Here is a 25,578-nt window from a genome sequence, read left to right as displayed (position 1 = left end):
AACGGCGAGTGAAAATCGATGCAGTCTGGCTGTTCGCCTCGCGAATCACCTCCGCCCTCCTCCGCTCGCGAACCCGCTTGCCGCGTCCGGATGCGCAGGCGCGCGCCCTGACCTATATGGCGGGAGCGATGGCGAAGCGTCGCGCCTAAAGACCGCCCGGAGTGTTTCCTCGATGAATTCCGCCCATCCGACCGCCGCTCGCTCCAAGTCCGTCGATCTCGGCCCGCTTCCCGAGTGGAACCTGGCCGATCTCTATCGGAGCATCGACGCGCCGGAGATCGCTGCGGATCTCGACGAGGCTGCGGCGCAGGCCTCCGCCTTCCAGGCACGCTGGAAGGGCCGGCTCGCCGAGGCTGCCGGCGCCGCGGGCGAGGACGGACTCCGCGCGGCGATCGCCCAGTACGAGGCGATCGACGAGCGTCTCGGCCGCCTCGTGTCCTTCGCCGGTCTCGTCTATTCCGGCGACACCGCCTCGCCGGCCAACGCCAAGTTCTACGGCGACATCCAGGCACGCGTCACCGATATCTCCTCCGCCCTCCTGTTCTTCGCCCTGGAGCTGAACCGGATCGACGAAGCCGTGATGGACGCCGCGATGGAGCGCGACGCGGCGCTCGCGCACTACCGGCCCTGGGTTGTGGACCTTCGCCAGGACAAGCCATTCCAGCTCGAAGACCGGGTGGAGGAGCTGTTCCTGGAGAAGTCCGTCACCGGCCACGGCGCCTGGAACCGGCTCTTCGACGAGACCATGACGGCGCTGCGCTTCACCGTGGACGGCGAAGAACTGGCGCTGGAGGAGGTGCTGAACCTCCTCCAGGACCCCGACCGCGACACCCGCGCCAAGGCCGGCGCGGCGCTGGGCGAGGTGTTCCGCCGCAACTTGCGCACCTTCGCGCTGGTCACCAACACGCTCGCCAAGGACAAGGAAATCTCCGACCGCTGGCGCGGCTTTGAGGATGTCGCCGACTCCCGCCATCTGGCCAACCGCGTCGAGCGCGAGGTCGTGGACGCGCTCGCCAAGGCCGTCTCCGACGCCTATCCGTCGATCGCCCATCGCTACTACTCGCTGAAGGCGAAGTGGCTCGGGCTCGACGCGCTGGAATTCTACGACCGCAACGCGCCCCTGCCCGGCGCCTCGCGCCGCGACATCGGCTGGGACGAGGCACGCGAAACGGTGCTCTCGGCCTATCGCGGCTTTGCGCCCGACATGGCAGAGATCGCAGGCCGCTTCTTCGAGCAGGGCTGGATCGACGCCGCCGTGCGTCCGGGCAAGGCGCCGGGCGCCTTCGCCCATCCGACGGTCCCCTCCGTCCACCCCTATGTGCTGGTCAACTATCTCGGCAAGCCGCGGGACGTGATGACGCTGGCGCACGAGCTCGGCCACGGCGTGCATCAGGTTCTGGCGGGCGACCAGGGCGCGCTGATGGCCTCGACGCCGCTGACGCTGGCGGAGACGGCCTCCGTGTTCGGCGAGATGCTGACCTTCCGCTCGCTTCTCGCCCGCGCGGCCTCGAAGGCGGAGCGCCGCACGCTGATCGCCTCCAAGGTGGAGGACATGATCAACACGGTGATCCGCCAGATCGCCTTCTACGAGTTCGAGCGCGAGATCCACACCGAACGCCGCAAGGGGGAACTGACGGCCGAGCGGATCGGCGAGATCTGGATGGCGGTCCAGGCGCGGAGCCTCGGCCCGGCCGTGCGGCTCGGGGAGGGCTACGAGACCTTCTGGACCTATATCCCGCACTTCATCCACTCGCCCTTCTACGTCTACGCCTATGCCTTCGGCGACTGCCTCGTGAACTCGCTCTACGCGGTCTACGAAAAGGCGGACGAGGGCTTTCAGGACAAGTATTTCGCGATGCTGCGGGCCGGCGGCACCAAGCATCATTCCGAGCTCCTCGCGCCCTTCGGGCTCGACGCCGCGGACCCCGCCTTCTGGCGGCAGGGCCTGTCGATGATCTCCGGGCTGATCGACGAACTGGAGGCGATGGACGCGGCGGCCTAAAACGGCAGGCGGTCGCCCCAGTTGGCGCGCCGCGCCCGGCGGAAGCCGTCGCCGTCGCGCTTGGTGACGAGCGTGTCGGTGGCCGTGCCGTCCGGGCGGCAGAGCTTCAGGCGCACCTTGCCGCTGCCAGCGTGCGGCGGGGCCAGGACGCGCGTGAAGGCGCTTCCCGCGGGCGCCTCGCGGGCCAGCGCGACATAGGCGAACTTCTCGTCCTCGAAGGGCACTTCCGCCTCCTTGGTGCGCAGGTGGAGGCGTGAGCGCGGCAGGCGCTGGGCGAAGTGGCACCAGTCGGGCGACACGATCGGGCAGGCGAGCGCGTGCGGACAGGGCGCGACGATGTGCGCCCCGGCCGCGATCAGACGGTCGCGCACCGCAAGGATGCGCCGCCAGCCCGCCGGCGTCCCCGGCTCCACCACGAGGAGCACGCTTGCCGTCTTGGACCACAGCGCGTCGGCCAGCGGGCCGATCGCCTGCGGGGCGATCTCGTCGAGAACGTAGGACAGCGTCACGAGGTCCGCCTGCGGCAGGGCGCCGAGCCCGGTCGCCAGATCGCCCGCGCGCCAGTCCGGCCGGAAGTCGAAGGCGCCCTCGCCGAGCCGCGCGCCGAGGCGCCGGATCGGGTCGGACGCTTCCAGAAGCGTCGCCGCATCGAGGCGCGGAAAGGCGTCCGTCGCGGCCCAGAGCGCGGTGCCCGGCCCCGCGCCGACGTCGAGAAGACCCGTCGGGGCGAAGTCCGGCAGGGCGCCGGCGACCGCCTCCAGGCAGGCGCGCAGCGCTGCATAGGTGGCCGGCAGGCGCGCGGCGGCATAGGCCTTGGCGAAGAGGTCGTCCGACAGGTGGAGGCGCCCGTCGCGCGTCTCGGCGCGGTAGCGGCCCGAGAGCGTCTCGCCGGCCCGCTGAAGGTCGGCCAGCGGCGTCCCGGCGAGTTCCGCCTCGACGGCGGCGCGGAGGAGCGGGGGAAGGTCCATGCGATCGTGGCGCACGCGACGCACGGCGTTCGGCGCCGCTCGGCATGCAAGCCCCTTTTATTTGACAGCGTTCTGCTCTAGCCCGGCGCTTCCAGACACGTCCAGACCGAAAGGGACCCCATGGCAGACGAGAACTTCCCGGTCCATGCCGAGATCACCGGCCCGATCGTGATGATCGGCTTCGGCTCCATCGGGCGCGGCACCCTCCCCCTGATCGAGCGCCATTTCCGCTACGACCAGTCGCGCTTCACCGTGATCGACCCGCGCGACACGAGCCGCCACCTGCTCGACGAGCGCGGCATCCGCTTCGTCCAGGAGGCGGTGACGCGGCAGAACTACCGCGACCTTCTCACCCCACTGCTGACGCAGGGCGGCGGCCAGGGCTTCCTCGTCAACCTCTCGGTGGACACGGGCTCTGTCGATCTGATGCGCCTCTGCCGCGAGCTCGGCGTGCTCTATATCGACACGGTGGTCGAGCCCTGGCTCGGCTTCTATTTCGACGAGAACCTGTCGAACGCCGACCGCACCAACTATGCGCTGCGCGAGACGCTCCGCAAGGAGAAGCGCAAGCATCCGGGCGGCACCACCGCCGTCTCCACCTGCGGTGCCAATCCGGGCATGGTGTCCTGGTTCGTCAAGCAGGCGCTGGTCGACATCGCCCGCGACACCAATCTTGAGTTCGAGGAGCCCGGCCCGGACGACCGCGAGGGCTGGGCCAAGCTCATGAAGAAGGTCGGCGTCAAGGGCATCCACATCGCCGAGCGCGACACGCAGGTCGCCGCCAAGCCGAAGCCCCGCGACGTGTTCTGGAACACCTGGTCGGTCGAGGGCTTCCTGTCGGAGGGCATGCAGCCGGCCGAGCTCGGCTGGGGCACGCACGAGAAGTGGATGCCCAAGAACGCCAAGACCCACAAGAAGGGATGCCAGGCGGCGATCTACCTGGAGCAGCCCGGAGCCAACACCCGCGTCCGCACCTGGTGCCCGACGCCGGGCGCCCAGTACGGCTTCCTCGTCACGCACAACGAGTCCATCTCGATCGCGGACTACTTCACCCACCGCAACAAGGACGACGAGGTGACCTATCGCCCGACCGTCCACTACGCCTACCATCCGGCCAACGACGCCGTCCTGTCGCTGCACGAGCTGTTCGGTGCCGCCGGCAAGATCCAGCCCGAGCACCACGTCCTGGACGAGAACGAGCTGGTCGAGGGCATCGACGAGCTCGGCGTACTCCTGTTCGGCCATGAGAAGAACGCCTATTGGTACGGCTCGCAGCTCAGCCTCGAGGAAACGCGCCGCATTGCGCCCTACCAGAATGCGACAGGTCTGCAGGTGACCTCGGCGGTCCTCGCCGGCATGGTCTGGGCCCTGGAGAACCCGGAGGCCGGCATCGTCGAGGCCGACGAAATGGACTACCGCCGGTGCCTCGAAGTGCAGCGTCCCTATCTCGGGCCGGTGAAGGGCTACTACACCGACTGGACGCCGCTCACCGACCGGCCGGGACTGTTCCCGGAGGATCTGGACGAGAAGGATCCCTGGCAGTTCCGGAATATCCTTGTCCGATAAGGTCTGAGGAACAGATTTGACAGTGGAAAAGCCGCAGATCATCCTGCGGCTTTTCATATTCTGCTGGCGAAACATATGGCCCGCCCTAGCATTCTCACCCAAGTGCTTGATGCGCTTGAGGAGTAGGTGATGGGCGAGTTTCTTTCGGAAGCCCAGCGAAAGCACAGTATCATCCGTGAGATCATGGATGCCGCGATGGCGGGCTCGGCGGGCTCCATCGCGCGACACTTCGCGCCGGGCGCCATGTTCTCCAACAGGAACAACGCCGGGATCATCGATGCGCCCTGGTTCAATCGCATGGAAGGCGAATACCGTTTTCAAAGCGAGGAGGAAGCCAGGTCCTTTCTCAACGAGCTCCTGCGCCGTGCGACCTACATCTCCTATAAGCCGCGCGGCATCGTGGTGGAGGGCGACGAGGGCGCGAGCCGCTGCGACTGGACGCGCCAGGACGAGACCAACGGATCGCTGGTCACCGGCAGCACCATGTACTGGTTCTCCTTCACGACGGACGGGCGCATCCGCTCGATCGAGACGATCGGCACCATCCATTCCGTGATCGCGTCCAAGCGCGAGGAGAGCTTGGCGGGATCCTCGTCGCGAAGCTGAGGAAAGGGCCGGGCTTTGCGGCCCGGACCGATGACTCCCCGGCCCTTGTGCCTTAAACTTGTCTAAAATCTTAACCGTCGCCATCCGGAGTTGCCGATGCGTCCGATTTCCCGTGCCCTCCCGCTGCTGGCCGTGGGCATGGCCCTGTCCGCCTGCCAGACCGCCGCGCCGCCGCCACGCCTCGCCGAGGCCGCGCCGCGCGCCACGGGCCTCGAAGGGGACTGGTCCTCCGTGGGCGGTCCTGTGGCCTACACGGCGACCTTCGCCAGCGGTCGCTTCACCTCGCGCGAGGCCGCGACCGGCGCGATCCTGGCGGAGGGCAACTACACCAAGCTGAGCCCGAGCCAGGCGAGCATCATCTACACCTCGCGCTCGCGCAACCAGCAGATGTCTGTGAACTGCAACCAGATGGCCGCAAACCGGCTGGCCTGCGTGAACGCGGACGGCAGCCGCTTCGAGTTCACCCGCAGGGCCTGACCGGAACGCCCTTCCGGCCGGGGCGGACGCTTTGTCCGCTTGCCGAGGGCGAGCCACCTGTCCATATCCGGCTGCGGCGGCGGGCGACGAACGCCTCGCCGTCGCAGCCGATTCAGGCCCCTCGAAGTGACCCGCCGCCCATGTTGACCAGCCCTCGCCCCACCGATTCCTCCACCGCGATCGGCCCCCTGCCCCCCGGCCATCCGCCGGTGAAGCCGAAGAAGGTCGGCGTGCTCCTGGTCAATCTCGGGACACCCGACGGCACAGACTTCAAGCCGATGCGCCGCTACCTGAAGGAGTTCCTGTCCGACAAGCGCGTGATCGAGTGGCCGAGGGCGGCCTGGTATCCGATCCTCTACGGCATCGTCCTCAATACCCGCCCGAAGAAGTCGGGCCACGCCTACGAGCAGATCTGGAACAAGGAGCGCAACGAGAGCCCGCTGCGCACCTTCACCCGCTCGCAGGGCGAGAAACTGGCCGAGCGCATGGCGGGCGAGGCCAACGTCGTCGTGGACTGGGGCATGCGCTACGGCCAGCCGTCGATCGCCGAACGCGTGGACGCGCTTCGGGCCGAGGGCTGCGAGCGCATCCTGTGCTTCCCGCTCTACCCGCAGTATTCGGCCTCGACCACGGCGACGGTGAACGACAAGTTCTTCGAGCACCTGATGAGCCTGCGCTGGATGCCCGCCACCCGCACCGTGCCGGCCTATCACGACGAACCGGTCTATATCGAAGCGCTGGCCCGCACCATCGAGCGGCACCTCGAAAGCCTGCCCTTCGAACCGGAGCGGGTAATCGCCTCCTATCACGGCATTCCGCAGAGCTACTTCCGCAAGGGTGACCCCTATCACTGCCATTGCCAGAAGACCTCCCGTCTGGTGGAGGAGCGCCTGGGTTGGGAAAAGGGGCGCTTCATGACCACTTTCCAGTCGCGCTTCGGGCCGGAAGAGTGGCTCCAGCCCTACACGGACAAGACGGTCGAGGCTCTTGCCAAGCAAGGGATCAAACGCATCGCCATCCTCAATCCCGGCTTCGTCTCCGACTGCCTGGAAACGCTGGAGGAGATCGCGGGCGAGGCTGGCGACATCTTCCGCGAGCACGGGGGCGAGCACTTCAGCCACATCCCCTGCCTCAACGATTCCGAGGACGGGATGGACGTGATCGAACACATGGTCCGGCGCGAGTTGTCCGGCTGGATCGGCTGACAACAAAAGGCCCGCCGCTTACTTGAGCGACGGGCCTTTCGATCGCACGGGCGATCAGTTCGCGGCGACGCGCCAGATCGTGTTGCCGACGTCGTCGGCGACCAGCAGCGAGCCGTCCGCATGCGCGGCAAGGCCCGTCGGGCGGCCGTAGACCTCGCCGGCCTCCACGTCCCGGAAGAAGCCGGTCAGGAAGTCCTGCGGGTCGCCCGACGGCTTGCCGTCGGCGAAGGGCAGGTAGAGCACCCGGTAGCCCGAATGCGCCGAGCGGTTCCAGGAGCCGCGCTGGGCGATGAAGGCGCCGTTGCGGAATGCTTCCGGGAAGGCCTCGCTCTGCGGGAAGACGATCGACATGGTGGAGGTATGGGCGCCGAGGGCGAAGTCGGGCGTCAGCACCTCGCGCTCGGCCACCTCGGCCGGCGCCTCGATGCGCGGATCGGCGTTGCGGCCCCAGTAGTAGTAGGGCCAGCCGTAGAAGCCGCCGTCCTGCACGCTGGTGACGTAGTCGGGCACGAGGTCGTCGCCGAGATTGTCGCGCTCGTTGACGGCCGTCCAGAGCGCGCCCGACGAGGGCTCGAAGGCGAGGCCGTTCGGGTTGCGCAGGCCGCTGGCGAAGATGCGGTGGCCGCTGCCGTCCGGGTTGATCTCGTGGATCGCCGCGCGGTTCTCCTCCGCCTCGATGCCCTCCTCGCCGTGGTCGCTCTTGGAGCCGACGGTGACGTAGAGCTTGGTGCCGTCCGGGTTCTGGACGATGTTGCGCGTCCAGTGGTTGTTGTAGCCGTCGCCCGGCAGCTTGAGGATCTCCGTCCCCTCGCCCTCGATCTGGGTGTCGCCCGGCTTGAAGTCGAAGCGCATCACGGCGTTGGTGTTGGCGACATAGAGATGGCCGTCGCGCGCCACCATGCCGAAGGGCTGGAGCAGGCCGGTCCGCAGCGCGTGGCGCTCGTCCGCGACGCCGTCGCCGTCCGTGTCGCGCAGGAGCGTGATCCGATTGGCGCTCTCGCCGGCGGACCCGTCGATCGAACCCGCGTCCGGCTGCGGGATGGTGCGGGCCTCGGCCACCAGCACGTCGCCGTTCTCGAGGACATGCATCCAGCGCGGATTGTCGAGCCCCTTGGCGAAGGCCTGGACCGTGAACCCCTCCGGGGCGGTCGGCTTGCCGCCCTCCGCCCAGCCGATCCAGCTCGTGCGGTTGATCGTGCCGTCGTGGCTCTTGTCGACGGCCGGCAGTTGGGGGTTTGCGCCCACGCTCGGCAACTGGTCGACGGGCGTGTCGGCCTGAACGTTCGTCCAGGGCAAAAGCAGGGCGCCTGCCAGGAGCAGGGTCTTCGATGGTCGCATGCGGACGATCTCCTCGAGGGTGCCGGTCCGCTGCGGGAACGCGCGGAACAAGGCGGGTAAGGAGAAAAGCTAGCGCGCGACCTTTCCTTTCAACGCGCCCATCGGGGGCTCAGGAAATCGTGACCTCGCCGTCAGGCGACGCCGAGGCGCAGGAGGTCGTGGAGATGGATGATGCCGACCGGCTTTTCACCCTCCACCACCATGAGCGCCGTGATGTTGGCGCCGTTGATGATGTCGAGCGCCTTCACCGCGAGCGTGTCGGGGCGGATGGTCTTGGGCGCCCGCGTCATCACCTCGTCCACCGTGCGCCCGAGGAGATCGGGCGCTAGGTGCCGGCGCAGGTCGCCGTCGGTCACGATGCCGAGCAGCCGTCCCGCCTCGTCCACCACCGCCACGCAACCGAAGCCCTTGCGCGAGATGGCGAGGATCGCCTCGCCCATCTTCGTGCCGCTGGCCACCAGCGGCAGCGCCTCGCCCTTGTGCATCACGTCGCCGACATGGCGCAGGCTCGCGCCGAGCTGCCCGCCGGGATGGAACACGCGGAAGTCGCTGGGGCTGAAGCCCTTGCGCTCCAGGAGCGCCACCGCCAGCGCGTCGCCGAGCGCGAGCTGGAGCGTGGTCGAGCTCGTCGGCGCAAGGCCGTGCGGGCAGGCCTCGGTCACGCGCGGCAGGATCAGGCGTTCGTCGGCCGCCGAGCCCAGCGCCGAGGTCTCGCGCGAGGTGACGGCGATCAGCGGAATGCGGAAGCGGCGCGTGTAGGACACGATGCCCGTCAGCTCGGCCGACTCGCCCGACCAGCTCATCGCCAGCACCGCGTCGTCGCGCCCGATCATGCCGAGGTCGCCGTGGTTGGCTTCCACCGGGTGGACGAAGAAGGCGGGTGTCCCCGTCGAGGCGAAGGTCGCGGCGATCTTGGAGCCGACATGGCCGCTCTTGCCGATGCCGGTGACGACCAGCCGGCCGCGCACGCCGGCGATCAGGTCGAGGCTTCGCTCGAAGGCGGCGCCGAGTTCGCCGTCCAGCGCGTCGGCGAGGAGCGACAGACCTTCCGCCTCCGTGCGCACGGTGCGGATGGCGGACTGGGTGCCGGGAGCCGGCGGAGGGGCGAGCGGAAAGGCTTGGGACGTCATCCGCTTCCCTTACTCTCCCGATCGCATGCACGCCAGCGCTGGAAACGCCGCGGTCAGCCCGGCTCCATGGTCACGCATTACGAATGGACGACGCACGCCCCCGCGCCCGCCGAAAAGCCGGGCGCCCCAAGACGATCGGACATGACGCGCAGCCTTCGTCCCCTCCTCGCCTCGCTGCTCCTGTCGGCCGGCCCGATCCTGCCGGCCTCGGCGCAGGACGCCTTCGGGCCGCCGGCACCGCCGCGCCGCGGCGAGGCGGAGGTGCGGCTGTCGGACACCGGCGAGCTTCGGACCCGGCCCGCGGCATCCTACGCCGAACCGGTGCGCCAGCCGCTAGACCCGCGCACCCGGGAACTGTCGCGCGATCTCGACGCCAATCTCGCCGATCCCTCCTCCCGCCCGCGCCGCGAGCGCACGGACGCTCCGGCCGAGCGGCCGGGCGCCGAGGCCGCGGCGACGCTGGACCTCTTTGCCGGCCCTCCGCAGCCGCGCCGCGAGAACCTGCCGCAATCGACGCGCCAGGCGACGCCCGCCCAGCCGGTGGATCGCGGCGTGCGTCCCGTCGGCGCCACGCGCAACCGCGCCGGTGCCCCCCGAGTGTCCGGCCTTCCCGGCGTTCGCGAGGGGCAGACCCTGCCCGGCCTCCCGCAGGACGAAGAGCTGGTGCCGGACGACACGCGCGCGGTGCGCCCGGAAGGCACGCTCGCACCGCCCGATCTGTTCCGCGCCGTCGGCCCCATCCGCAGCCCGACGCGCGACGCCCGCCTGGGGCGGCAGGGCATGGCCGGCCTCGACGATCTGCGCCGCTCCCTACCAATCGCCGCCGACGACCCGTTCGCGCCGATCGGGCTGCGGCTCGGCAGCTTCACCGCCTACACGACGCTGGAGCAGAGCTTCGGCACGTCGGACAACCTGACCAACACGCTGGACGGCTCGCGCGGCGCGTTCTCGGAAACCGCGCTCTCGGCCCGCGTCGCTTCGAACTGGAGCCGGCATGCGGCCGAACTCAATGCGCTCGCGAGCTACCGGCGCAACGATTCCGGCCCGCTGGAAGAGGTGCCGCGCCTCGACCTCGACGGCCGGCTGCGTCTCGACATCGACCGCGACTGGACGGCGAACCTTCGGGGTGCCCTGCGCTTCGACCGCGACGATCCGCTCGTCACCGGACCGGCGACGACCGCCAACGCCCGGCGCGACATCCTCGCCTATTCCGCCGGCGCCTCGCTCACCCGCGCCGTCGGACGCCTGTCCACGGACCTCGATCTTTCCGCCGTCCGCGAGGATCGCGACGACGGCCTGTTCGACGGCACGGTGCGCCGGCTGGACGACAGCTTCACCACCTGGAGCGCGGGACTGCGCGCCGGCTACGACATCGCCCCCGCGCTCCGGCCCTTCGTCGCGGCCAGCGTCGGCCGCCGTCTGTTCGACGAGGAAGCCCTCGGCGCACCCTCGCGCGACAGCGTGATCCCGGCCTTGCGCGGCGGTCTCGCCTTCGACTGGGGCGAGAAGCTCTCCGGCGAGGTGGCGCTCGGCTATGCCTGGAACATCCCGGACGCCGACGCGCTGGAGGAGAAGGCCAGCCCGACGATCGACGCGCGCATCGCCTGGTCGCCGCTGCGCGGCACCGACGTGCTCCTGCGCGGCGAGACCTTCTTCGAGCCGGACACGACCGGGCTCGCGACCTCGACGCTCTACCAGCTCTCGCTCGGGCTCCGCCATCGCGCGACCGCCAGGATCGACCTCGACGGCCGGCTGATCGCGGGCCTGCGCGACGGCCCGATCGCGGGCGACGAGAACCTTTATGCCGCCGAAACCGGCCTGACCTACTGGCTCAACCGCTACGTCGCGTTCACCGCGCGCTATCGCTACGACCGCTTCGACTCGCCCCGGCCTGGGCTCGACTACGACGCCAACACGTTCCGTATCGGCGTTCGCCTCCAACGCTGACGAAAAAGGGCGCCCCGGAGGGCGCCCCAACTCGGTTCGGCGCGCTTACTCGGCTGCCGAGCGCGGCGCGGTGCGGCGCTCTTCCGGCTCCACCGTGCGCATCAGTTCCTCCAGATCGTCGAAGACCTTGTGGCGGATATCGTGGCGCCACAGCGCGAAGGCGACGTTGGCCTGGATGAAGCCTTCCTTGGAGCCGCAGTCGAAGGTGCGACCCGTGAAGGGATAGGCGAAGAAGTCCTGCTGCTTGGCAAGCTTCAGCATGCCGTCGGTGAGCTGGATCTCGTTGCCCGCGCCCTTCTCTTGGGTCGACAGGATGTCGAAGATCTCGGGCTGCAGGATGTAGCGGCCCGAGATGAAGAAGTTGGAGGGAGCCTCCTCGGCCTTCGGCTTCTCGACCATGCCGTCGATGCGGAAGCCCGAGCCGACGTCCCCGCCCTTGCCGACGATGCCGTACTTGTGGGTCTCGGCCGGGTCGCACTGCTCCACGGAGACGACGTTGCCGCCTGTCTGCTCGTAGAGCTCGACCATCCGCTTCAGGCAGCCCTGCGTGTCCTGCATGATCATGTCGGGCAGGAGCAGCGCGAAGGGCTCGGGGCCGACGAGGTCGCGCGCGCACCAGACGGCGTGGCCGAGGCCGAGCGGCGCCTGCTGGCGGGTGAAGCTCGCCGTGCCGGCCGTCGGCTGGAGGCTGTCGAGGAGCTTCAGTTCGGTGGTCTTGTTGCGCTCGGTCAGCGTGTTGACCAGCTCGACCTGGATGTCGAAATAGTCCTCGATCACACCCTTGTTGCGGCCCGTGACGAAGATCAGGTGCTCGATGCCGGCTTCGCGCGCCTCGTCCACGACGTACTGGATCACGGGGCGATCGACGACCGTCAGCATCTCCTTGGGGATCGCCTTGGTGGCGGGGAGGAACCGCGTCCCCAGACCCGCGACCGGAAAGACGGCCTTCCTGACCTTGCGCATTCGTAGTCCTTCCTGCCCATTACGATAACGTGAATATACCGGGTGACGCACGGTCGCGTCGAGCGAATCTGCGGCGACGCCGTGATTTCGCCCAAGAACAAGCCGATTAGATGACACATCACGCGTCGAAAAGCTTTTCGTGTCCAGACGTGGTAAAGGAAGCGTTCACATCCGCCCTCTAGACTCGAGGCCCTCGCTAACGTCCCGTCCTTCCAAGGAGTGTAGACCCATGCCTGGACCGATCCGCAAGCGCATCCTCCGCCTTGGCGCCGGCTGTCTGGCGCTGATGATCGCGTCGGCTTCGACGCCGGCCCTGGCCGACGCCGGGTTCCGCAACTGGATCGCCGGCTTCGAGAAGACGGCCGTGGCCAGCGGCATCAGCCGCAACACCTATCGCGCGGTGTTCGCCGGCGTCACCGAGCCCGATCACGACGTCATCCAGAAGGCGCGCTTCCAGCCCGAGTTCCAGGACAAGATCTGGGACTATCTCGACAACCGGGTGAACGAGGAATCGATCGCCGAAGGCCGGCGCATGCTGGTCCAGTACAAGCCCTGGCTCGACCGGATCGAGAAGCGCTTCGGCGTCGATCGCCACATCCTCCTCGCCATCTGGTCGATGGAGTCCAACTACGGCCGCATCCTGGAACGCCAGGACGTGATGAAGAGCGTGCCGCAGGCCCTTGCGACGCTCGCCTACATGGACCCCAAGCGGGCCAAGTTCGCGCGCACCCAGCTCCTGGCCGCTCTCAAGATCGTGCAGGACGGGCACATCACCCCCAAGGGCCTGACCGGCTCCTGGGCGGGCGCCATGGGCCACACGCAGTTCATCCCGACGAGCTACCAGGCCTATGCGGTCGACATGGACGGCAACGGCCATCCCGACATCTGGAACTCGGTGCCGGACGCGCTCGCGACCGCGGCCAATCTCCTGCGCAAGAACGGGTGGCAGACCGGCAAGACCTGGGGCTACGAGGTCGTGGCGCCGGCCGGCGCCTCCGACATGCAGCGCGCCAACCGCAAGCTGTCGCAGTGGTCGGCCAGCGGTTTCAAGCGCGTGAGCGGCCGCGACTTCCCCAACGCGGGCGACAACGCCAACCTCCTGATGCCGGCGGGCGCTTCCGGGCCGGCCTTCCTGATGACCAAGAACTTCTTCGTCATCAAGCGATACAACAACGCCGACAAGTACGCGCTCGCCGTCGGTCACCTCGCCGACCGGATCGCCGGTTACGGCGACTTCGCGCAGGAATGGCCGCGTGGCTACACGCCGCTCACCATGGAAGAGCGCTACGAGGTGCAGCAGCGCCTCAGCCATCATGGCCTCTACGACGGCAAGATCGACGGCAAGATCGGCTCCGGCTCGAAGGCGTCGATCACCGCCTACCAGCGCCGGGCGGGCGTGGCCGAGGACGGCAACGCCTCCAAGGCCCTTCTCGACCTCCTGCGGAGACATTGACGGCCATGGCGGACACGACACACGCGCGGCGGACCCGCGCCCTCCTGTCCGCCATATTGGCCCTCGCCGTCGTGGGCGCGGAGGCCGCCCACGCGCCTCCGGTCGAGGCGCAGCAGCGCCGCGGCCTCCTCGACATGCTGTTCGGCGGCGGCCGCAACGAGATGCAGCCGACGCCCCAGCGCGTTCAGCCGCAGCAGCAGCGCCGTCAGGTGAAGAAGGTCCGCAAGCCGCGCAAGGCGACGACGCAGGCCTCTCGCCCTGGCGGCGCCAAGGCCGCGACGGCGGGTGCGGCGGCCGGGGCGGGCGCGGCAGCCGCCGCGGCGCTCGCGCCCGTCGAAAAGAGCGAGACCGCACGCACCGTCCTCGTGGTCGGCGATTTCATGGCCGGCTCGCTCGCCAAGGGCTTGGAGGCGGCCGTCTCGCAGAATCGCGAGATTCGCGTCGTCTCCAAGGTGGACGGCTCGTCCGGCCTCGTGCGCGACGACCATTTCGACTGGCCGGCCGCGATCGGCGAGGTCGTCGTCAAGGAGAAGCCGGCCGTCGTGGTGGTCATGCTGGGCGCCAACGACCGGCAGGCGATTCGCGAGGCGGGGTCCTCGCTGGCCCTGCGCACGGGCGAGTGGAACGCGCGCTACACCGCGCGCGTCGAAGCGCTGGCCTCGGCCGTCCGGGCGGGCGGCGCCTCCCTGGTCTGGGTGGGCGCCCTGCCCTTCGGCGTCGATCGCGCCAACGAGGACATGGTCTATTTCAACGACCTCTACCGTACCGCCGCACTCAAGGTTGGCGGCGAGTATGTCGATGTCTGGGGCGGCTTCACCGACGCCAACGGCGCCTTCACGGCGTCCGGACCCGACATGGCGGGACAGACCGCGCGGCTGCGCAACTCCGACGGCATCACCCTGACCGGTGCCGGATCCGACAAGCTCGCCTACTTCGTCGAAAAGCCGGTGACGCGCGTCCTCGGCCTCAGCGTCGATGATCTCGTGGCGAGCCTCGGGCCGCAGCAGCTCTCGGCGGCCGACCTGCCCTCGGTGGGCGAACTCGCCTCGACGACCACGACGCCGCCGGTGAGCTTTTCCGACCCGAGCCTCGACGGCGGCGACAGCCTGCTCGGCGGCACGGCGCCCACGGCGCCTGCGGCCAAGCCCGGCGCCGACGCCAGCCCCCGCGCCAAGCTCGTGGTCGCAGGGGCGCCGCACGACCCGACCGAGGGCCGCGCGGACCAGTTCAACTGGACCGGGCGCGGCGGCGCCGTCTCGCCGGTCACGCGGGACAACGCCATCGTCTATCGTGGCTCCACCACGCTGGACGAGCTGCGGCGCCAGTCCAAGGACGCCGGCGCGCCGGAAAGCGCCGGGGCGGCGGACGCCGCCGCGCGGAGCCTGCCCGCCACCGGCCAGCCGTAAGCCTTTAAAGGGACAGCACGCCCAGCGTCGTCGCCGCGACGACGCCGTAGCGCGCGAGCTTGCCGATCCCGACCAGCACGAGGAAGGGTACCGCCCGCACGCCCAGCAGCCCCGCGACCAGCGTCAGCGCGTCGCCCACCACCGGCAGCCAGGCGAGAAGCAGCGAAGGCAGACCGAAGCGCGCGAACCAGCGCCTGGCGCGGGCGAGATGGCGCTCGGACACGGGAAACCAGCGGGCATCGCTCCGATGCATCAGCCAGCGCCCGCAGGCCCAATTGAACAGGCTGCCGAGCGTGTTGCCGGCTGTCGCCACCAGCGTGAGCGCGACCGGATCATGTCCGCCCTTGAGCAGCAGGGCGACGAGCAGCGCTTCGGACGAGCCGGGAAGAAGCGTTGCCGACAGGAAGGCCGATACGAAGAGAGCCCCCTGGATCGCCAGGGGGCCCGCGCTTTCGGCAAGTTCGATCACCGCGCCATCAGCCGCGGCGGCCGGCGGCCTTCTTCTCCAGGCGGCGGCGGTGGAGGACCGGCTCGGTATAGCCGTTCGGCTGCTCGCGGCCCTTGAGCACGAGTTCCAGCGCCGCCTGGAAGGCGATGGAACGGTCGGGATCGGTCGCCATGGGCTCGTAGGCCGGATCGCCCGCGTTCTGCTTGTCCACCACGGCGGCCATGCGCTTCATGGTCTCGACGACCTGCGACTCCGTCACCACGCCGTGGCGCAGCCAGTTGGCGATGTGCTGGGAGGAGATGCGGCAGGTGGCCCGGTCCTCCATCAGGCCGACATCGTGGATGTCGGGCACCTTGGAGCAGCCGACGCCACCGTCGATCCAGCGCACGACATACCCGAGAATGCCTTGCGCGTTGTTGTCGAGCTCGGCCTGCACGTCCTCCGGCGTCCAGTTCGGGCGCACGGCGACGGGAATGGTCAGGATGTCGGCGAGCCTGGTGCGCGGATGGCCTTCGAGGCCCGCCTGCACCTTGGCGACCGAAATCTCGTGATAGTGCGTGGCGTGGAGTGTCGCGGCCGTCGGCGACGGGACCCAGGCCGTGTTGGCGCCGGCCTTCGGGTGGCCGACCTTCTGCTCCAGCATCGCGGCCATCATGTCGGGCATCGCCCACATGCCCTTGCCGATCTGGGCACGGCCCTTCAGACCGCAGGCGAGGCCCGTGTCGACGTTGCGGTCCTCGTAGGCCTTGATCCAGGTGGAGGACTTCATGTCCCCCTTGCGGACCATGGGACCGAGTTCCATCGACGTGTGCATCTCGTCGCCGGTCCGGTCGAGGAAGCCGGTGTTGATGAAGACCACGCGGCGGCGCGCCCGACGGATGCACTCCTTGAGGTTGACGGTGGTGCGCCGCTCCTCGTCCATGATGCCCATCTTGAGCGTGTCGGGCGCAAGACCGAGCGCCGTCTCGACGCGGCTGAAGATCTCGTCGGCGAATTCCACCTCGTCTGGCCCGTGCATCTTGGGCTTCACGATGTAGACCGAGCCGGCGCGGCTGTTCCTCGGGCCGTCCGTCTTCTTTAGGTCGTGCATCGCGATCAGCGAGGTGAACATGGCGTCGAGGATGCCCTCCGGCGCCTCCGAGCCGTCCGGCAGATGGACGGCCGGGTTGGTCATCAGGTGTCCGACATTGCGCACCAGCATCAGCGAGCGGCCGGGCAGCGTCAGCGCTTCGCCGTCCGGCGCCGTGTAGGTGCGGTCGGGGTTGAGGCGACGGGTCATCGTCCGGCCGCCCTTCTCGAAGGTCTCGGCGAGGTCGCCCTTCATGAGGCCGAGCCAGTTGCGATAGACCGCGACTTTGTCATCGGCATCGACGGCGGCGACCGAATCCTCGCAATCCTGGATCGTCGTCACCGCGCTTTCGAGGACCACGTCGGAGATGCCGGCGCGGTCGACCTTGCCGATCGGCGTCGAGGCGTCGATCACCACTTCGGCGTGAAGGCCGTTGGTGACGAGGAGGATCGCGTCCGGCCGCTCGGCCGCGCCGCGATAGCCAGCGAACTGGTCGGGTGTGGCGAGGCCGGTCTCACGGCCGTCGAGGCGGACGGCGAGCGTGCCGCTGGCGACCGAAAAGCCCATCGCATCGCTCCACGACGCCCCGTCGAGCGGTGCGGAGCGGTCGAGAAAGGCGCGCACCCAGGCGACGACCTTGGCGCCGCGCACCGGGTTGTAGCCCGGCCCGCGCGTCGCGCCGTCCTCCTCGGAGATCGCGTCCGTGCCGTAGAGCGCGTCGTAGAGCGAGCCCCAGCGGGCGTTGGCCGCGTTCAGCGCGAAACGGGCGTTGAGGACGGGAACCACGAGCTGCGGCCCGGCGATAGAGGCGATCTCGGGATCGACGTTCGCCGTCTCGACGGAGAAGGCCTCGCCCTCCGGCACGACATAGCCGATCTCGCGCAGGAAGCCTTCCGCCTCCGCGCCGTCCACCGCCCGGCCCTGGCGCTCGCGGCACCAGGCGTCGATCCGCGCCTGCAGCTCGTCGCGTCGTGCCAGAAGCTCGCGGTTGCGGGGCGCGAGGTCTGCGAGGATTTCGGCCAGCGACCGCCAGAATGCGTCGGCCTCCACACCCGTGCCCGGCAGCGCCTCCGATTCCACGAAACTCTTGAGGACGGACGCGACCTTGAGGCCGTGGACTTCGACGGTATCGGACATGGGCAGGCTCCTCCTTGGTCAGGGTCCCACGGGTTTGGGCGATGGAGATACCCCTGTCAAACGGCTTCGCCAGGGGTTTGGGTAAGGGTGGGTTGCCAAAGCGGCTCCGGCCCAGGACACTCGCGCCCGTTCAGATCACGAGGAGATTCCATGCGATCCGCCCTTCTCGGCCTCGTGGCCGTCCTTGCCGCCGGCACCGCTCTGCCCGCCCGGGCCTTCGACCTGACGATCCTCCACATCAATGACTTCCACAGCCGGGTGGAGCCGATCTCGAAATCGGACGGCCCCTGTTCGGAGAAGGACGCGGCGGAGAAGGCCTGCTTCGGCGGCGTCGCGCGCATCGCCAGCGCCGTGAAGGCCGAGCGGGCGGCGGCCGGGACCACGCCGACCATCCTCCTCGACGCGGGCGACCAGAGTCAGGGCTCGCTCTTCTACACGCGCTACCGCAACGACGATTCGGCCGAGTTCATGAACACGATCGGCTTCGAGGCGATGGCGGTCGGCAATCACGAGTTCGACGACGGCGTGCCGGTGATCGAGAAGTTCGCCGGCGCGGTGAAATTCCCGATGCTGATGGCCAACGCCGATCTTGCGCGCGAGCCGGGGCTCGCCAAGGTCGTGAAGCCGTCCACGATCATCGAGAAGGACGGGGAGCGGATCGGCATCATCGGCCTGACGCCCCAGGACAACCAGGAGCTGACGGCCGCCGGCAAGTCGATCACCTTCACCGATCCGGTCGAGGCCGCCACGCGCGAGGCGAAGACGCTGACCGAGGAGGGCGTGACCAAGATCATCCTCCTCAGCCATTCCGGCTACGAGCTGGACAAGCGCCTCGCCGCAGAAGTGCCCGAGATCGACGTGATCGTCGGCGGCCATTCGCACACGCTCCTCTCCTCCACCGACCCGAAGGCGGCGGGACCCTATCCGACGCTGGTGAAGGGGCCGGACGGGCGCGACGTGCCGATCGTCCAGGCCTACGCCTATTCGAAGTATCTCGGCAAACTGACGGTGACCTTCGACGACCAGGGACGCGTGACGAAGGCCGAGGGTGCGCCGATTCTCCTCGACGCGTCCGTGCCGGAGGACGAGACGATCAAGGCGCGGGTCGCCGAACTCGCCCAGCCCTTGGAGGAGATCAAGGCCAAGGTCGTCGCCGAGGCGGCCGCCCCCATCGACGGGCAGCGCGACACCTGCCGCGTGGCTGAGTGCCAGATGGGCAATCTCGTCGCCGACGCGATCCTGGAGCGCACCAAGGACCAGGGCACGACCATCGCCATCGGCAACGGCGGCAACGTGCGGGCCTCGATCGACCAGGGGCCGATCACCATGGGCGACGTGCTGACCGTCCTGCCCTTCCAGAATACGCTGGCGACCTTCCAGCTCACCGGGGCCGACATCGTCAAGGCACTGGAGAACGGCGTGTCCCAGGTCGAGGAGGGCGCCGGTCGCTTCCCGCAGGTGGCGGGCCTCCAGTTCGACTGGTCGCGCAAGGGCACGCCCGGCGTCGACCGGATCAAGGCGGTGCGGCTGAAGAACGAGGCCGGCGAGTGGGTGCCGATCGACCCGGCGGCCACCTACACGGTCGTCTCCAACAACTTCCTGCGCCAGGGCGGCGACGGATATGCTGTCTTCGCAACGCAGGCGAAGAACGCCTACGACTTCGGCCCGAACATGGAGGACGCGGTGATCGCCTACCTTCAGGACGGCAACTCGCCCTATACCCCGTCGACCGACGGACGCATCCGCGAGGTGGAATGACATGACAAGAGTGGAGGTAGGAACGCGATGAACGGATTCCCGATGGATTTCGGCCTGGGCAGCATTCTCGTCGTGGTCGCGGTCTTCGTGGCGATCGTCGTCCTCGCCTCCACCGTCAAGATCGTGCCGCAGGGCTACAACTACACGGTCGAGAACTTCGGCCGCTACGTGCGCACCCTGACGCCCGGCCTCAACATCATCATGCCCTTCGTGGAGCGGATCGGGCACAAGATGAACATGATGGAGCAGGTGCTCGACGTCCCCACGCAGGAGGTCATCACCCGCGACAACGCGTCGGTCGCGGCCGACGGCGTCGCCTTCTACCAGATCCTCGACGCCTCCTCGGCAGCCTACGAGGTGTCGAACCTCCAATACGCGATCCTCAACCTCGTCATGACCAACCTGCGCTCGGTCATGGGCTCGATGGACCTCGACGATCTCCTCTCCAACCGCGACACGATCTCCGAGCGCATCCTGCGGGTGGTCGATCAGGCCGCGCACGGCTGGGGCATCAAGATCACCCGTATCGAGATCAAGGACATCAACCCGCCGAAGAACCTCGTGGATTCCATGGCCCGCCAGATGATGGCCGAGCGCGAGAAGCGGGCCGAAATCCTGGAGGCCGAAGGCGCCCGGAACGCCAAGATCCTGCGCGCCGAGGGCGAGAAGCAGAGCCAGATCCTGGAAGCCGAAGGCAAACGGGAGGCGGCCTTCCGCGAGGCGGAAGCGCGCGAGCGACTGGCGGAAGCCGAGGCCAAAGCGACACAGCTCGTCTCGGAAGCCATCGCAGCCGGCGACGTGCAGGCCATCAACTACTTCGTCGCCCAGAAATACACCGAGGCGCTCGCCAAGCTCGCCGGCGCCCCCAACCAGCGCGTGATCCTGATGCCGCTGGAGGCCTCGTCGCTGATCGGCTCGATCGGCGGCATCGCGGAACTGGCCAAGGCGAGCTTCGGCGACGCCCCCGCCCCGCCGGCGCCGAGGTCTCCCGCCGCGTCCGTGCCGAGAACCGGCGGCGTGGTCTATCCGAAGCCGGAGGCCTGACGCGCGATGGGCGATCTCGTCGGCACCTATGGCTGGTGGATCCTCGGCGCGCTGCTTCTCGCCGGCGAACTCGCACTGCCGGGCGTCTATCTCCTGTTCTTCGGAATCGGAGCGCTGGTCGTCGGCGCCAACGCCCTCCTCGTGCCGGACCTTTCGTGGCAGAGCCAGCTTCTCGGCTTCGCGGTCGTGTCGGGCGTCGCGACGCTTCTCGGCCACCGATGGTACGGCCAGCGCGCGAAACCCGGCTCCGGCGAGCCTCTCAACGATCGGACCGCCCGGCTGGTCGGTCGATCGGCCGTCGTCAGCGAGGCGATCCGCAACGGGCGCGGACGCGTCGCGCTCGATGACGGATGGTGGAGCGCCGAAGGGCCGGACCTGCCGGTCGGCGTCGCCGTGGTGGTCGAAGGCGCGAACGGCTCGGTCCTGCGCGTGCGGCCGGCGGAGGCCCAGCGCTAGCGCTCGGCCAGAAGCACCCGGTGATCCAGAAAGAACTTGGCGAAGAAGGGCAGGCTCGCCGAGCCCACCTCGCGCGCCGCCCGCCCGATCGTCCCTTCCGCGACGGAGACGGGGGGCAGGCCCTGGAGGTCGATGCGGCCCAGCGCATCGCGCGTCGCCACTGTGAGGCGCGCCCGGACGCTGCCGGGAAAGCTGCCGTCGATCACCGCCTTCTCGAAGTCGTAGACCGAGACGGCGGAGGCGATCGCATGGGCGAGCCCTTCCGCCGCTTCCGCGATCCAGGCGTCGAGCGGGGGGCCGAGGCCGTTCCAGTCGGCGTCCTTGCGCCAGAGTTCCACCGAGGAACCACCGGCCGCTTCCAGCCGCCGCTCCAGGACATGGATGGATGCGGCGTGGATCAACTGGTGCCGCCCGCCACCGGGGGCGGGAACCGGCATGGAGCCGAGCGCGCCGGCATTCCCCGTGCGCCCCGGCACGAGCGAGCCGTCGATCACGATGCCGCCGCCCACGAAGGCGCCGACGAAGAAGTAGATGTAGTCGGCCGAGTCGGTGGTCCCGAAGGCCTGCTCCGCGCCGCAGGCGGCAGTCACGTCATTGGCGACATAGACCGCCTCGCCGGTCAGCGCCTCCAGTTCAGCCGGGATGTCGAGATGGCGCCATTCCTCCATCTCGCCGGCCGGCGCACCGTTCGCTTCCCCCCAGGACCAAAGCTCGAAGGGCATGCCGACGCCAAGCCCCGCGATGCGCCGGCGAAGGGCGGGCGGGAGGCTCGCGCGCAGGTCCGCCACGCCCCGCTCGACGAAGGCCTGGATCTCCGCGCGGCGGGGGAAACGATACAGGACATCGCGCGAATCGCGCACCTGGCCCACGAAGTCCATCAGCACGATCTCGCTGGTGCGCCGGCCGAGCTTGAGGCCGAAGGAGAAGGCGCCGTCCGGGTTGAGCCGCATGGGCACCGACGGCTGGCCGACGCGACCGCGCCGCGGCTCGCCCGCCAGCACCAGCCCCTCCGCTTCCAGCGAGCGCATGATCACCGAGGCCGTCTGCGGCGACAGGCCGGACAGGCGTGCGATCTGCGACTTGGCGAGTTCGCCGTGCCGCCGGATCAAGGACAGGACGGCGCGTTCGTTATGCGCCCTGAGTCCGGCCTGATTCGAGCCGCGCAGGCGCTCGTCGGTGGCTTCGCGAACGGCAGCCCCCGGCGCCTCGGAGCCCGGCAGGATCGCCTCGTCCATGAATAGGTCCCCTGGCCGCCCGGCGGGGCGGCGATAGGTAAACCTTCACCAACATGAAAAACCTGTCAATAAATAAATCCTTGTGAATTATCGATTGACAGGCTTATCCCGAGGTTGTTGGATGCCCTCGTTCGGAGCGGCCGAGGAGAGCCGCCCAGCGGGCGCCAAGATGGGCGTCGCATTCAGTTTCGGGAGATGGTCCTTGGCAATTCGTCGCTTCCTCGCATCCGCCGCGCTCGGCGCCCTCGGTCTTGCCGCCATGACGGCCGGCGCTTCCGCTCAGTCGCCCATGACCGTCTGCCTGATCACCAAGACGGACACCAACCCGTTCTTCGTGAAGATGAAGGAAGGCGCCGAGGCCAAGGCCAAGGAGCTGGGCATCAACCTCCAGTCCTACGCGGGCCGCGTCGACGGCGACCACGACAGCCAGGTCCAGGCGATCGAGAGCTGCATCGCGGCCGGCGCCAAGGGCATCCTGATCGCCGCGTCCGACACCAAGGCGATCGCTTCTTCTACCCAGAAGGCGCGCGATGCCGGCCTCATCGTTATCGCGCTCGACACGCCGCTGGAGCCGCTCTCCGCCGCCGATGCGACCTTCGCCACCGACAATTTCGAGGCGGGCGTGCTGATCGGCCAGTGGGCCAAGGCGAAGATGGGTGCCGAGGCCGAGAACGCCCGCATCGCCTTCCTCGACCTCACGCCGCAGCAGCCCTCCGTCGCCGTCCTGCGCGACCAGGGCTTCATGCAGGGCTTCGGCATCGACGTGAAGAACAAGGACGTGGTGGGCGACGAGGACGACAAGCGCATCGTCGGCCACGACGTGACCAACGGCAACGAGGAAGGCGGCCGCCAGGCCATGGAGAACCTTCTCCAAAAGGACCCGACCATCAATCTCGTCTACACGATCAACGAGCCGGCCGCCGCCGGCGCCTACGAGGCGCTGAAGGGCCTCGGCCTTGCCGACAAGGTGACGATCGTCTCGGTCGACGGCGGCTGCCCGGGCGTCGCCAACGTCAAGGACGGCGTGATCGGCGCGACGTCGATGCAGTACCCGCTCAAGATGGCGGCCATGGGCGTCGAGGCGGTCAAGACCTACGCCGAGAGCGGCACCAAGCCCGAAGCTTCGGCCGGCCTCGAGATCACCAACACGGGCGTCGACCTCGTCACCGACCAGCCCGTCGACGGCGTGAAGTCGATGGACACGACGGCAGCCGCCAAGGCCTGCTGGGGCTGATAGCCTTTCGGAGACGGGAAGCCCTCGGGCTTCCCGTCTTCCGTTCCGCCCTGTCTGAACCTCCCTCGTCCCAGCCCTGCCGAGACGCCTGCGTCGCCGGGCGGATCCATCAGGCGCACCGCCGGCGCCAGAACCGGCTTCGAGCCCCGGAAGGCCTCGTTCCATGAGCGAAACAACGTCCAGCAAGGGCAGCGACTTCGAATCCGGCCTCGCCAAGAGCGATACGCGGGTCGCGGACTTCTCCGGCCACGGTCGGACGCCCCTTCAGCATCTGCAGCACTTCCTGCACGGCAACCCGACCATGGTGCCGATCATCGTGCTCCTGTTCGGCATCATGGTCTTCGGCCTCCTGATCGGCGAGCGCTTCTTCAACGCCTTCACGATGACGCTGATCCTCCAGCAGGTCGCGATCGTGGGCATCGTCGGCGTCGCGCAGACACTCATCATCCTCACCGCCGGCATCGACCTGTCGGTCGGCGCGATCATGGTCCTTTCCTCGGTGATCATGGGCAACCTGGCGGTCGGCATGGGCGTGCCCGCCCCCATCGCCATCCTGATCGGCTTCGCCGTCGGCACGCTCTGCGGCGCGATCAACGGCGTGCTCGTCGCCAAGGTGCGCCTGCCGCCCTTCATCGTCACGCTCGGCATGTGGTTCGTCTACGAGGCGATCAACTTCATCTACACCCAGAACGCGACGATCCGGGCGCAGGACGTGACGGCCGAAGCGCCCCTGCTCCAATTCCTCGGCAACACGTTCCAGATCGGCGGCGCGGTCTTCACCTACGCGGTGGTCAGCGTGCTCTTCCTGGTCGCGCTGTTCTACTACATCCTGAACTACACGGCCTGGGGACGGCACGTCTACGCGATCGGCGACGACGAGGACGCGGCGCGCCTGTCGGGCATCCGCTCCAACAAGGTGCTGATCTCGGTCTACGCGGTGTCGGGTCTCATCTGCGCCTTCGCCGGCTGGGCTCTGATCGGGCGCATCGGCTCGGTCTCGCCGACCTCGGGCTACGAGGCCAACATCCAGGCGATCACCGCCGTGGTGATCGGCGGCACCTCGCTCTTCGGCGGGCGCGGCTCGGTGCTGGGCACGCTCGTCGGCGCGCTGATCGTCGGCGTCTTCGCCATGGGCCTTCGCATCTACGGCACCGACCCGCAATGGACGCGCCTCACCGTGGGCGCCCTCATCATCCTGGCCGTCGCGGCCGACCAGTGGATCCGAAAGGTCTCGGCATAATGGTTCAGCTCGGCACCCAACCCGTCCTCCAGGCGCGCGGCCTGAACAAGCGATACGGCCGCGTGGTGGCGATCGACAACGCCGACTTCGACCTCTATCCCGGCGAGATCCTCGCCGTGATCGGCGACAACGGCGCCGGCAAGTCGACGTTGATCAAGGCTCTGTCGGGAGCGGTCGCGCCCGATGCGGGCGAGGTGCGCCTCGACGGCAAGCCGGTCACCTTCCCCAACCCGCAGGCGGCGCGCGACGCAGGCATCGAGACGGTCTACCAGCAGCTCGCCCTGTCGCCGGCGCTCTCCATCGCCGACAACATGTTCCTCGGGCGCGAATTGCGCCGTCCGGGTCCGCTCGGATCGTACCTGCGCATGCTCGACAAGCCGCGCATGCGCAAGATCGCCCGCGAGAAGCTGTCCGAACTCGGGCTGATGACCATCCAGAACATCGACCAGGCGGTGGAAACGCTCTCGGGCGGCCAGCGCCAGGGCGTGGCGGTGGCGCGCGCCGCCGCCTTCGGCTCCAAGGTCCTGATCCTCGACGAACCAACGGCCGCCCTCGGCGTGAAGGAATCGCGCAAGGTGCTCGACCTCATCCTCGAGGTGCGCGCGCGCGGCCTGCCGATCGTCCTGATCTCGCACAACATGCCGCACGTCTTCGAGATCGCCGACCGCATCCACATCCACCGCCTGTCCAAGCGCCTCTGCGTGGTGGATCCGAAGTCGATCTCGATGTCCGACGCCGTGGCCCTGATGACGGGCGCCAAGGCGCCTGAGCCGGAAATCCTGGCGGCCTGACCGCCCTCCCCTCGCGCCTCGCGGAGCCGGCTCGTACATCGAGCCGGCTTTGTTCGTTTCGGGCTTCCGGCGGTTGACCTCGGTGCGCGACGACCGAGCTTGGAT

At 68.7% G+C, this 25,578-nt stretch carries 21 protein-coding genes; 14 read left to right on the top strand and 7 right to left on the bottom strand.

From position 1 onward, the window contains the following. The first annotated feature begins 172 nt into the window (after positions 1-172). The gene (locus O5O54_RS09245; RefSeq protein WP_279480933.1) at positions 173-2,002 is read left to right on the top strand and encodes a M3 family oligoendopeptidase; all 1,830 of its coding nucleotides are present in this window, start codon (positions 173-175) and stop codon (positions 2,000-2,002) included. Here the strand turns inward: O5O54_RS09245 and O5O54_RS09240 are convergent. Beyond that, entirely contained in the window at positions 1,999-2,970 is a 972-nt protein-coding gene (locus O5O54_RS09240) for a small ribosomal subunit Rsm22 family protein (protein ID WP_279480930.1), read from the bottom strand. The genes O5O54_RS09245 and O5O54_RS09240 overlap by 4 nt on opposite strands. Before the next feature lie 120 nt (positions 2,971-3,090). Here O5O54_RS09240 and O5O54_RS09235 point away from each other — a divergent pair, with 120 nt between their 5' ends. The 4 genes from O5O54_RS09235 (at position 3,091) to hemH (ending at position 6,824) form a co-directional block, all read left to right on the top strand. Beyond that, on the top strand, positions 3,091-4,536 hold the full coding sequence (locus O5O54_RS09235; RefSeq protein WP_279480928.1) for a homospermidine synthase: 1,446 nt from the start codon (positions 3,091-3,093) through the stop codon (positions 4,534-4,536). A 129-nt stretch (positions 4,537-4,665) separates the two neighbouring features. Beyond that, complete coding sequence (locus tag O5O54_RS09230; RefSeq protein ID WP_279480926.1) at positions 4,666-5,142, top strand: nuclear transport factor 2 family protein; 477 nt, start codon at positions 4,666-4,668, stop codon at positions 5,140-5,142. A 96-nt stretch (positions 5,143-5,238) separates the two neighbouring features. Then, positions 5,239-5,619 carry a hypothetical protein gene (locus tag O5O54_RS09225; RefSeq protein WP_279480924.1) on the top strand — a complete coding sequence of 127 codons (381 nt, stop codon included), beginning with the start codon at positions 5,239-5,241 and terminating at the stop codon, positions 5,617-5,619. A gap of 140 nt (positions 5,620-5,759) precedes the next feature. Then, entirely contained in the window at positions 5,760-6,824 is a 1,065-nt protein-coding gene (gene hemH / locus O5O54_RS09220; RefSeq protein WP_279480922.1) for a ferrochelatase, read from the top strand. 54 nt (positions 6,825-6,878) lie between these two features. Here hemH and O5O54_RS09215 read toward each other — a convergent pair whose 3' ends face one another. Both O5O54_RS09215 and O5O54_RS09210 read right to left on the bottom strand, forming a co-directional pair. Beyond that, positions 6,879-8,162 carry a sorbosone dehydrogenase family protein gene (locus O5O54_RS09215; RefSeq protein WP_279480919.1) on the bottom strand — a complete coding sequence of 428 codons (1,284 nt, stop codon included), beginning with the start codon at positions 8,160-8,162 and terminating at the stop codon, positions 6,879-6,881. Positions 8,163-8,293: 131 nt separating this feature from the next. Continuing rightward, positions 8,294-9,292, bottom strand: a complete 999-nt coding sequence (locus O5O54_RS09210) for a KpsF/GutQ family sugar-phosphate isomerase (RefSeq protein ID WP_279480917.1) — start codon at positions 9,290-9,292, stop codon at positions 8,294-8,296. A 141-nt stretch (positions 9,293-9,433) separates the two neighbouring features. Here O5O54_RS09210 and O5O54_RS09205 point away from each other — a divergent pair, with 141 nt between their 5' ends. Then, positions 9,434-11,239: an outer membrane beta-barrel protein gene (locus O5O54_RS09205; protein WP_279480915.1), complete on the top strand. Its 1,806-nt coding sequence runs from the start codon at positions 9,434-9,436 to the stop codon at positions 11,237-11,239. Between the two features lie 45 nt (positions 11,240-11,284). Here O5O54_RS09205 and galU read toward each other — a convergent pair whose 3' ends face one another. After that, positions 11,285-12,202 carry a UTP--glucose-1-phosphate uridylyltransferase GalU gene (gene galU, locus O5O54_RS09200; RefSeq protein ID WP_279480914.1) on the bottom strand — a complete coding sequence of 306 codons (918 nt, stop codon included), beginning with the start codon at positions 12,200-12,202 and terminating at the stop codon, positions 11,285-11,287. Positions 12,203-12,431: 229 nt separating this feature from the next. Here galU and O5O54_RS09195 point away from each other — a divergent pair, with 229 nt between their 5' ends. Continuing rightward, complete coding sequence (locus O5O54_RS09195) at positions 12,432-13,655, top strand: lytic murein transglycosylase (protein ID WP_279480912.1); 1,224 nt, start codon at positions 12,432-12,434, stop codon at positions 13,653-13,655. 5 nt (positions 13,656-13,660) lie between these two features. Beyond that, entirely contained in the window at positions 13,661-15,061 is a 1,401-nt protein-coding gene (locus tag O5O54_RS09190; protein WP_279480909.1) for an SGNH family hydrolase, read from the top strand. A 4-nt stretch (positions 15,062-15,065) separates the two neighbouring features. On the opposite strand, the gene O5O54_RS09185 is transcribed toward O5O54_RS09190, so the two are convergent. Continuing rightward, entirely contained in the window at positions 15,066-15,530 is a 465-nt protein-coding gene (locus O5O54_RS09185; protein ID WP_279480906.1) for a DedA family protein, read from the bottom strand. Positions 15,531-15,537: 7 nt separating this feature from the next. Then, positions 15,538-17,715 carry a malate synthase G gene (locus O5O54_RS09180; protein WP_279480904.1) on the bottom strand — a complete coding sequence of 726 codons (2,178 nt, stop codon included), beginning with the start codon at positions 17,713-17,715 and terminating at the stop codon, positions 15,538-15,540. 150 nt (positions 17,716-17,865) lie between these two features. On the opposite strand from O5O54_RS09180, the gene O5O54_RS09175 reads away from it, so the two are divergent. From O5O54_RS09175 to O5O54_RS09165, 3 genes are read left to right on the top strand one after another with little or no spacing between them, the layout of a single operon-like run. Further along, positions 17,866-19,473: a bifunctional metallophosphatase/5'-nucleotidase gene (locus O5O54_RS09175; protein WP_279480903.1), complete on the top strand. Its 1,608-nt coding sequence runs from the start codon at positions 17,866-17,868 to the stop codon at positions 19,471-19,473. 42 nt (positions 19,474-19,515) lie between these two features. Then, complete coding sequence (locus O5O54_RS09170) at positions 19,516-20,517, top strand: SPFH/Band 7/PHB domain protein (protein WP_279480901.1); 1,002 nt, start codon at positions 19,516-19,518, stop codon at positions 20,515-20,517. 6 nt (positions 20,518-20,523) lie between these two features. Beyond that, complete coding sequence (locus O5O54_RS09165; RefSeq protein ID WP_279480899.1) at positions 20,524-20,973, top strand: NfeD family protein; 450 nt, start codon at positions 20,524-20,526, stop codon at positions 20,971-20,973. Here O5O54_RS09165 and O5O54_RS09160 read toward each other — a convergent pair. Further along, the gene (locus O5O54_RS09160) at positions 20,970-22,208 is read right to left on the bottom strand and encodes an ROK family transcriptional regulator (RefSeq protein ID WP_279480896.1); all 1,239 of its coding nucleotides are present in this window, start codon (positions 22,206-22,208) and stop codon (positions 20,970-20,972) included. The two genes, O5O54_RS09165 and O5O54_RS09160, sit on opposite strands and share 4 nt — an antisense overlap. A 208-nt stretch (positions 22,209-22,416) precedes the next feature. Here O5O54_RS09160 and O5O54_RS09155 point away from each other — a divergent pair, with 208 nt between their 5' ends. The 3 genes from O5O54_RS09155 to O5O54_RS09145 all read left to right on the top strand — a co-directional run bounded on the left by O5O54_RS09155 (position 22,417) and on the right by O5O54_RS09145 (position 25,473). After that, positions 22,417-23,442 (top strand): sugar ABC transporter substrate-binding protein, encoded by a 1,026-nt coding sequence (locus tag O5O54_RS09155; RefSeq protein ID WP_407061687.1) that lies wholly within the window; start codon positions 22,417-22,419, stop codon positions 23,440-23,442. Between the two features lie 163 nt (positions 23,443-23,605). Further along, positions 23,606-24,682 (top strand): ABC transporter permease, encoded by a 1,077-nt coding sequence (locus tag O5O54_RS09150; protein ID WP_279480895.1) that lies wholly within the window; start codon positions 23,606-23,608, stop codon positions 24,680-24,682. After that, the gene (locus tag O5O54_RS09145) at positions 24,682-25,473 is read left to right on the top strand and encodes an ATP-binding cassette domain-containing protein (RefSeq protein ID WP_279480892.1); all 792 of its coding nucleotides are present in this window, start codon (positions 24,682-24,684) and stop codon (positions 25,471-25,473) included. The genes O5O54_RS09150 and O5O54_RS09145 overlap by 1 nt, the downstream gene beginning before the upstream one ends. Positions 25,474-25,578 lie beyond the last annotated feature (105 nt).

The organism is Aureimonas sp. SK2, assembly GCF_029813115.1.
Classification (GTDB): domain Bacteria; phylum Pseudomonadota; class Alphaproteobacteria; order Rhizobiales; family Rhizobiaceae; genus Aureimonas.
The sequence above is the reverse complement of the archived record's forward strand: the minus strand, read 5'-3'. Positions and strand labels throughout refer to the sequence as shown.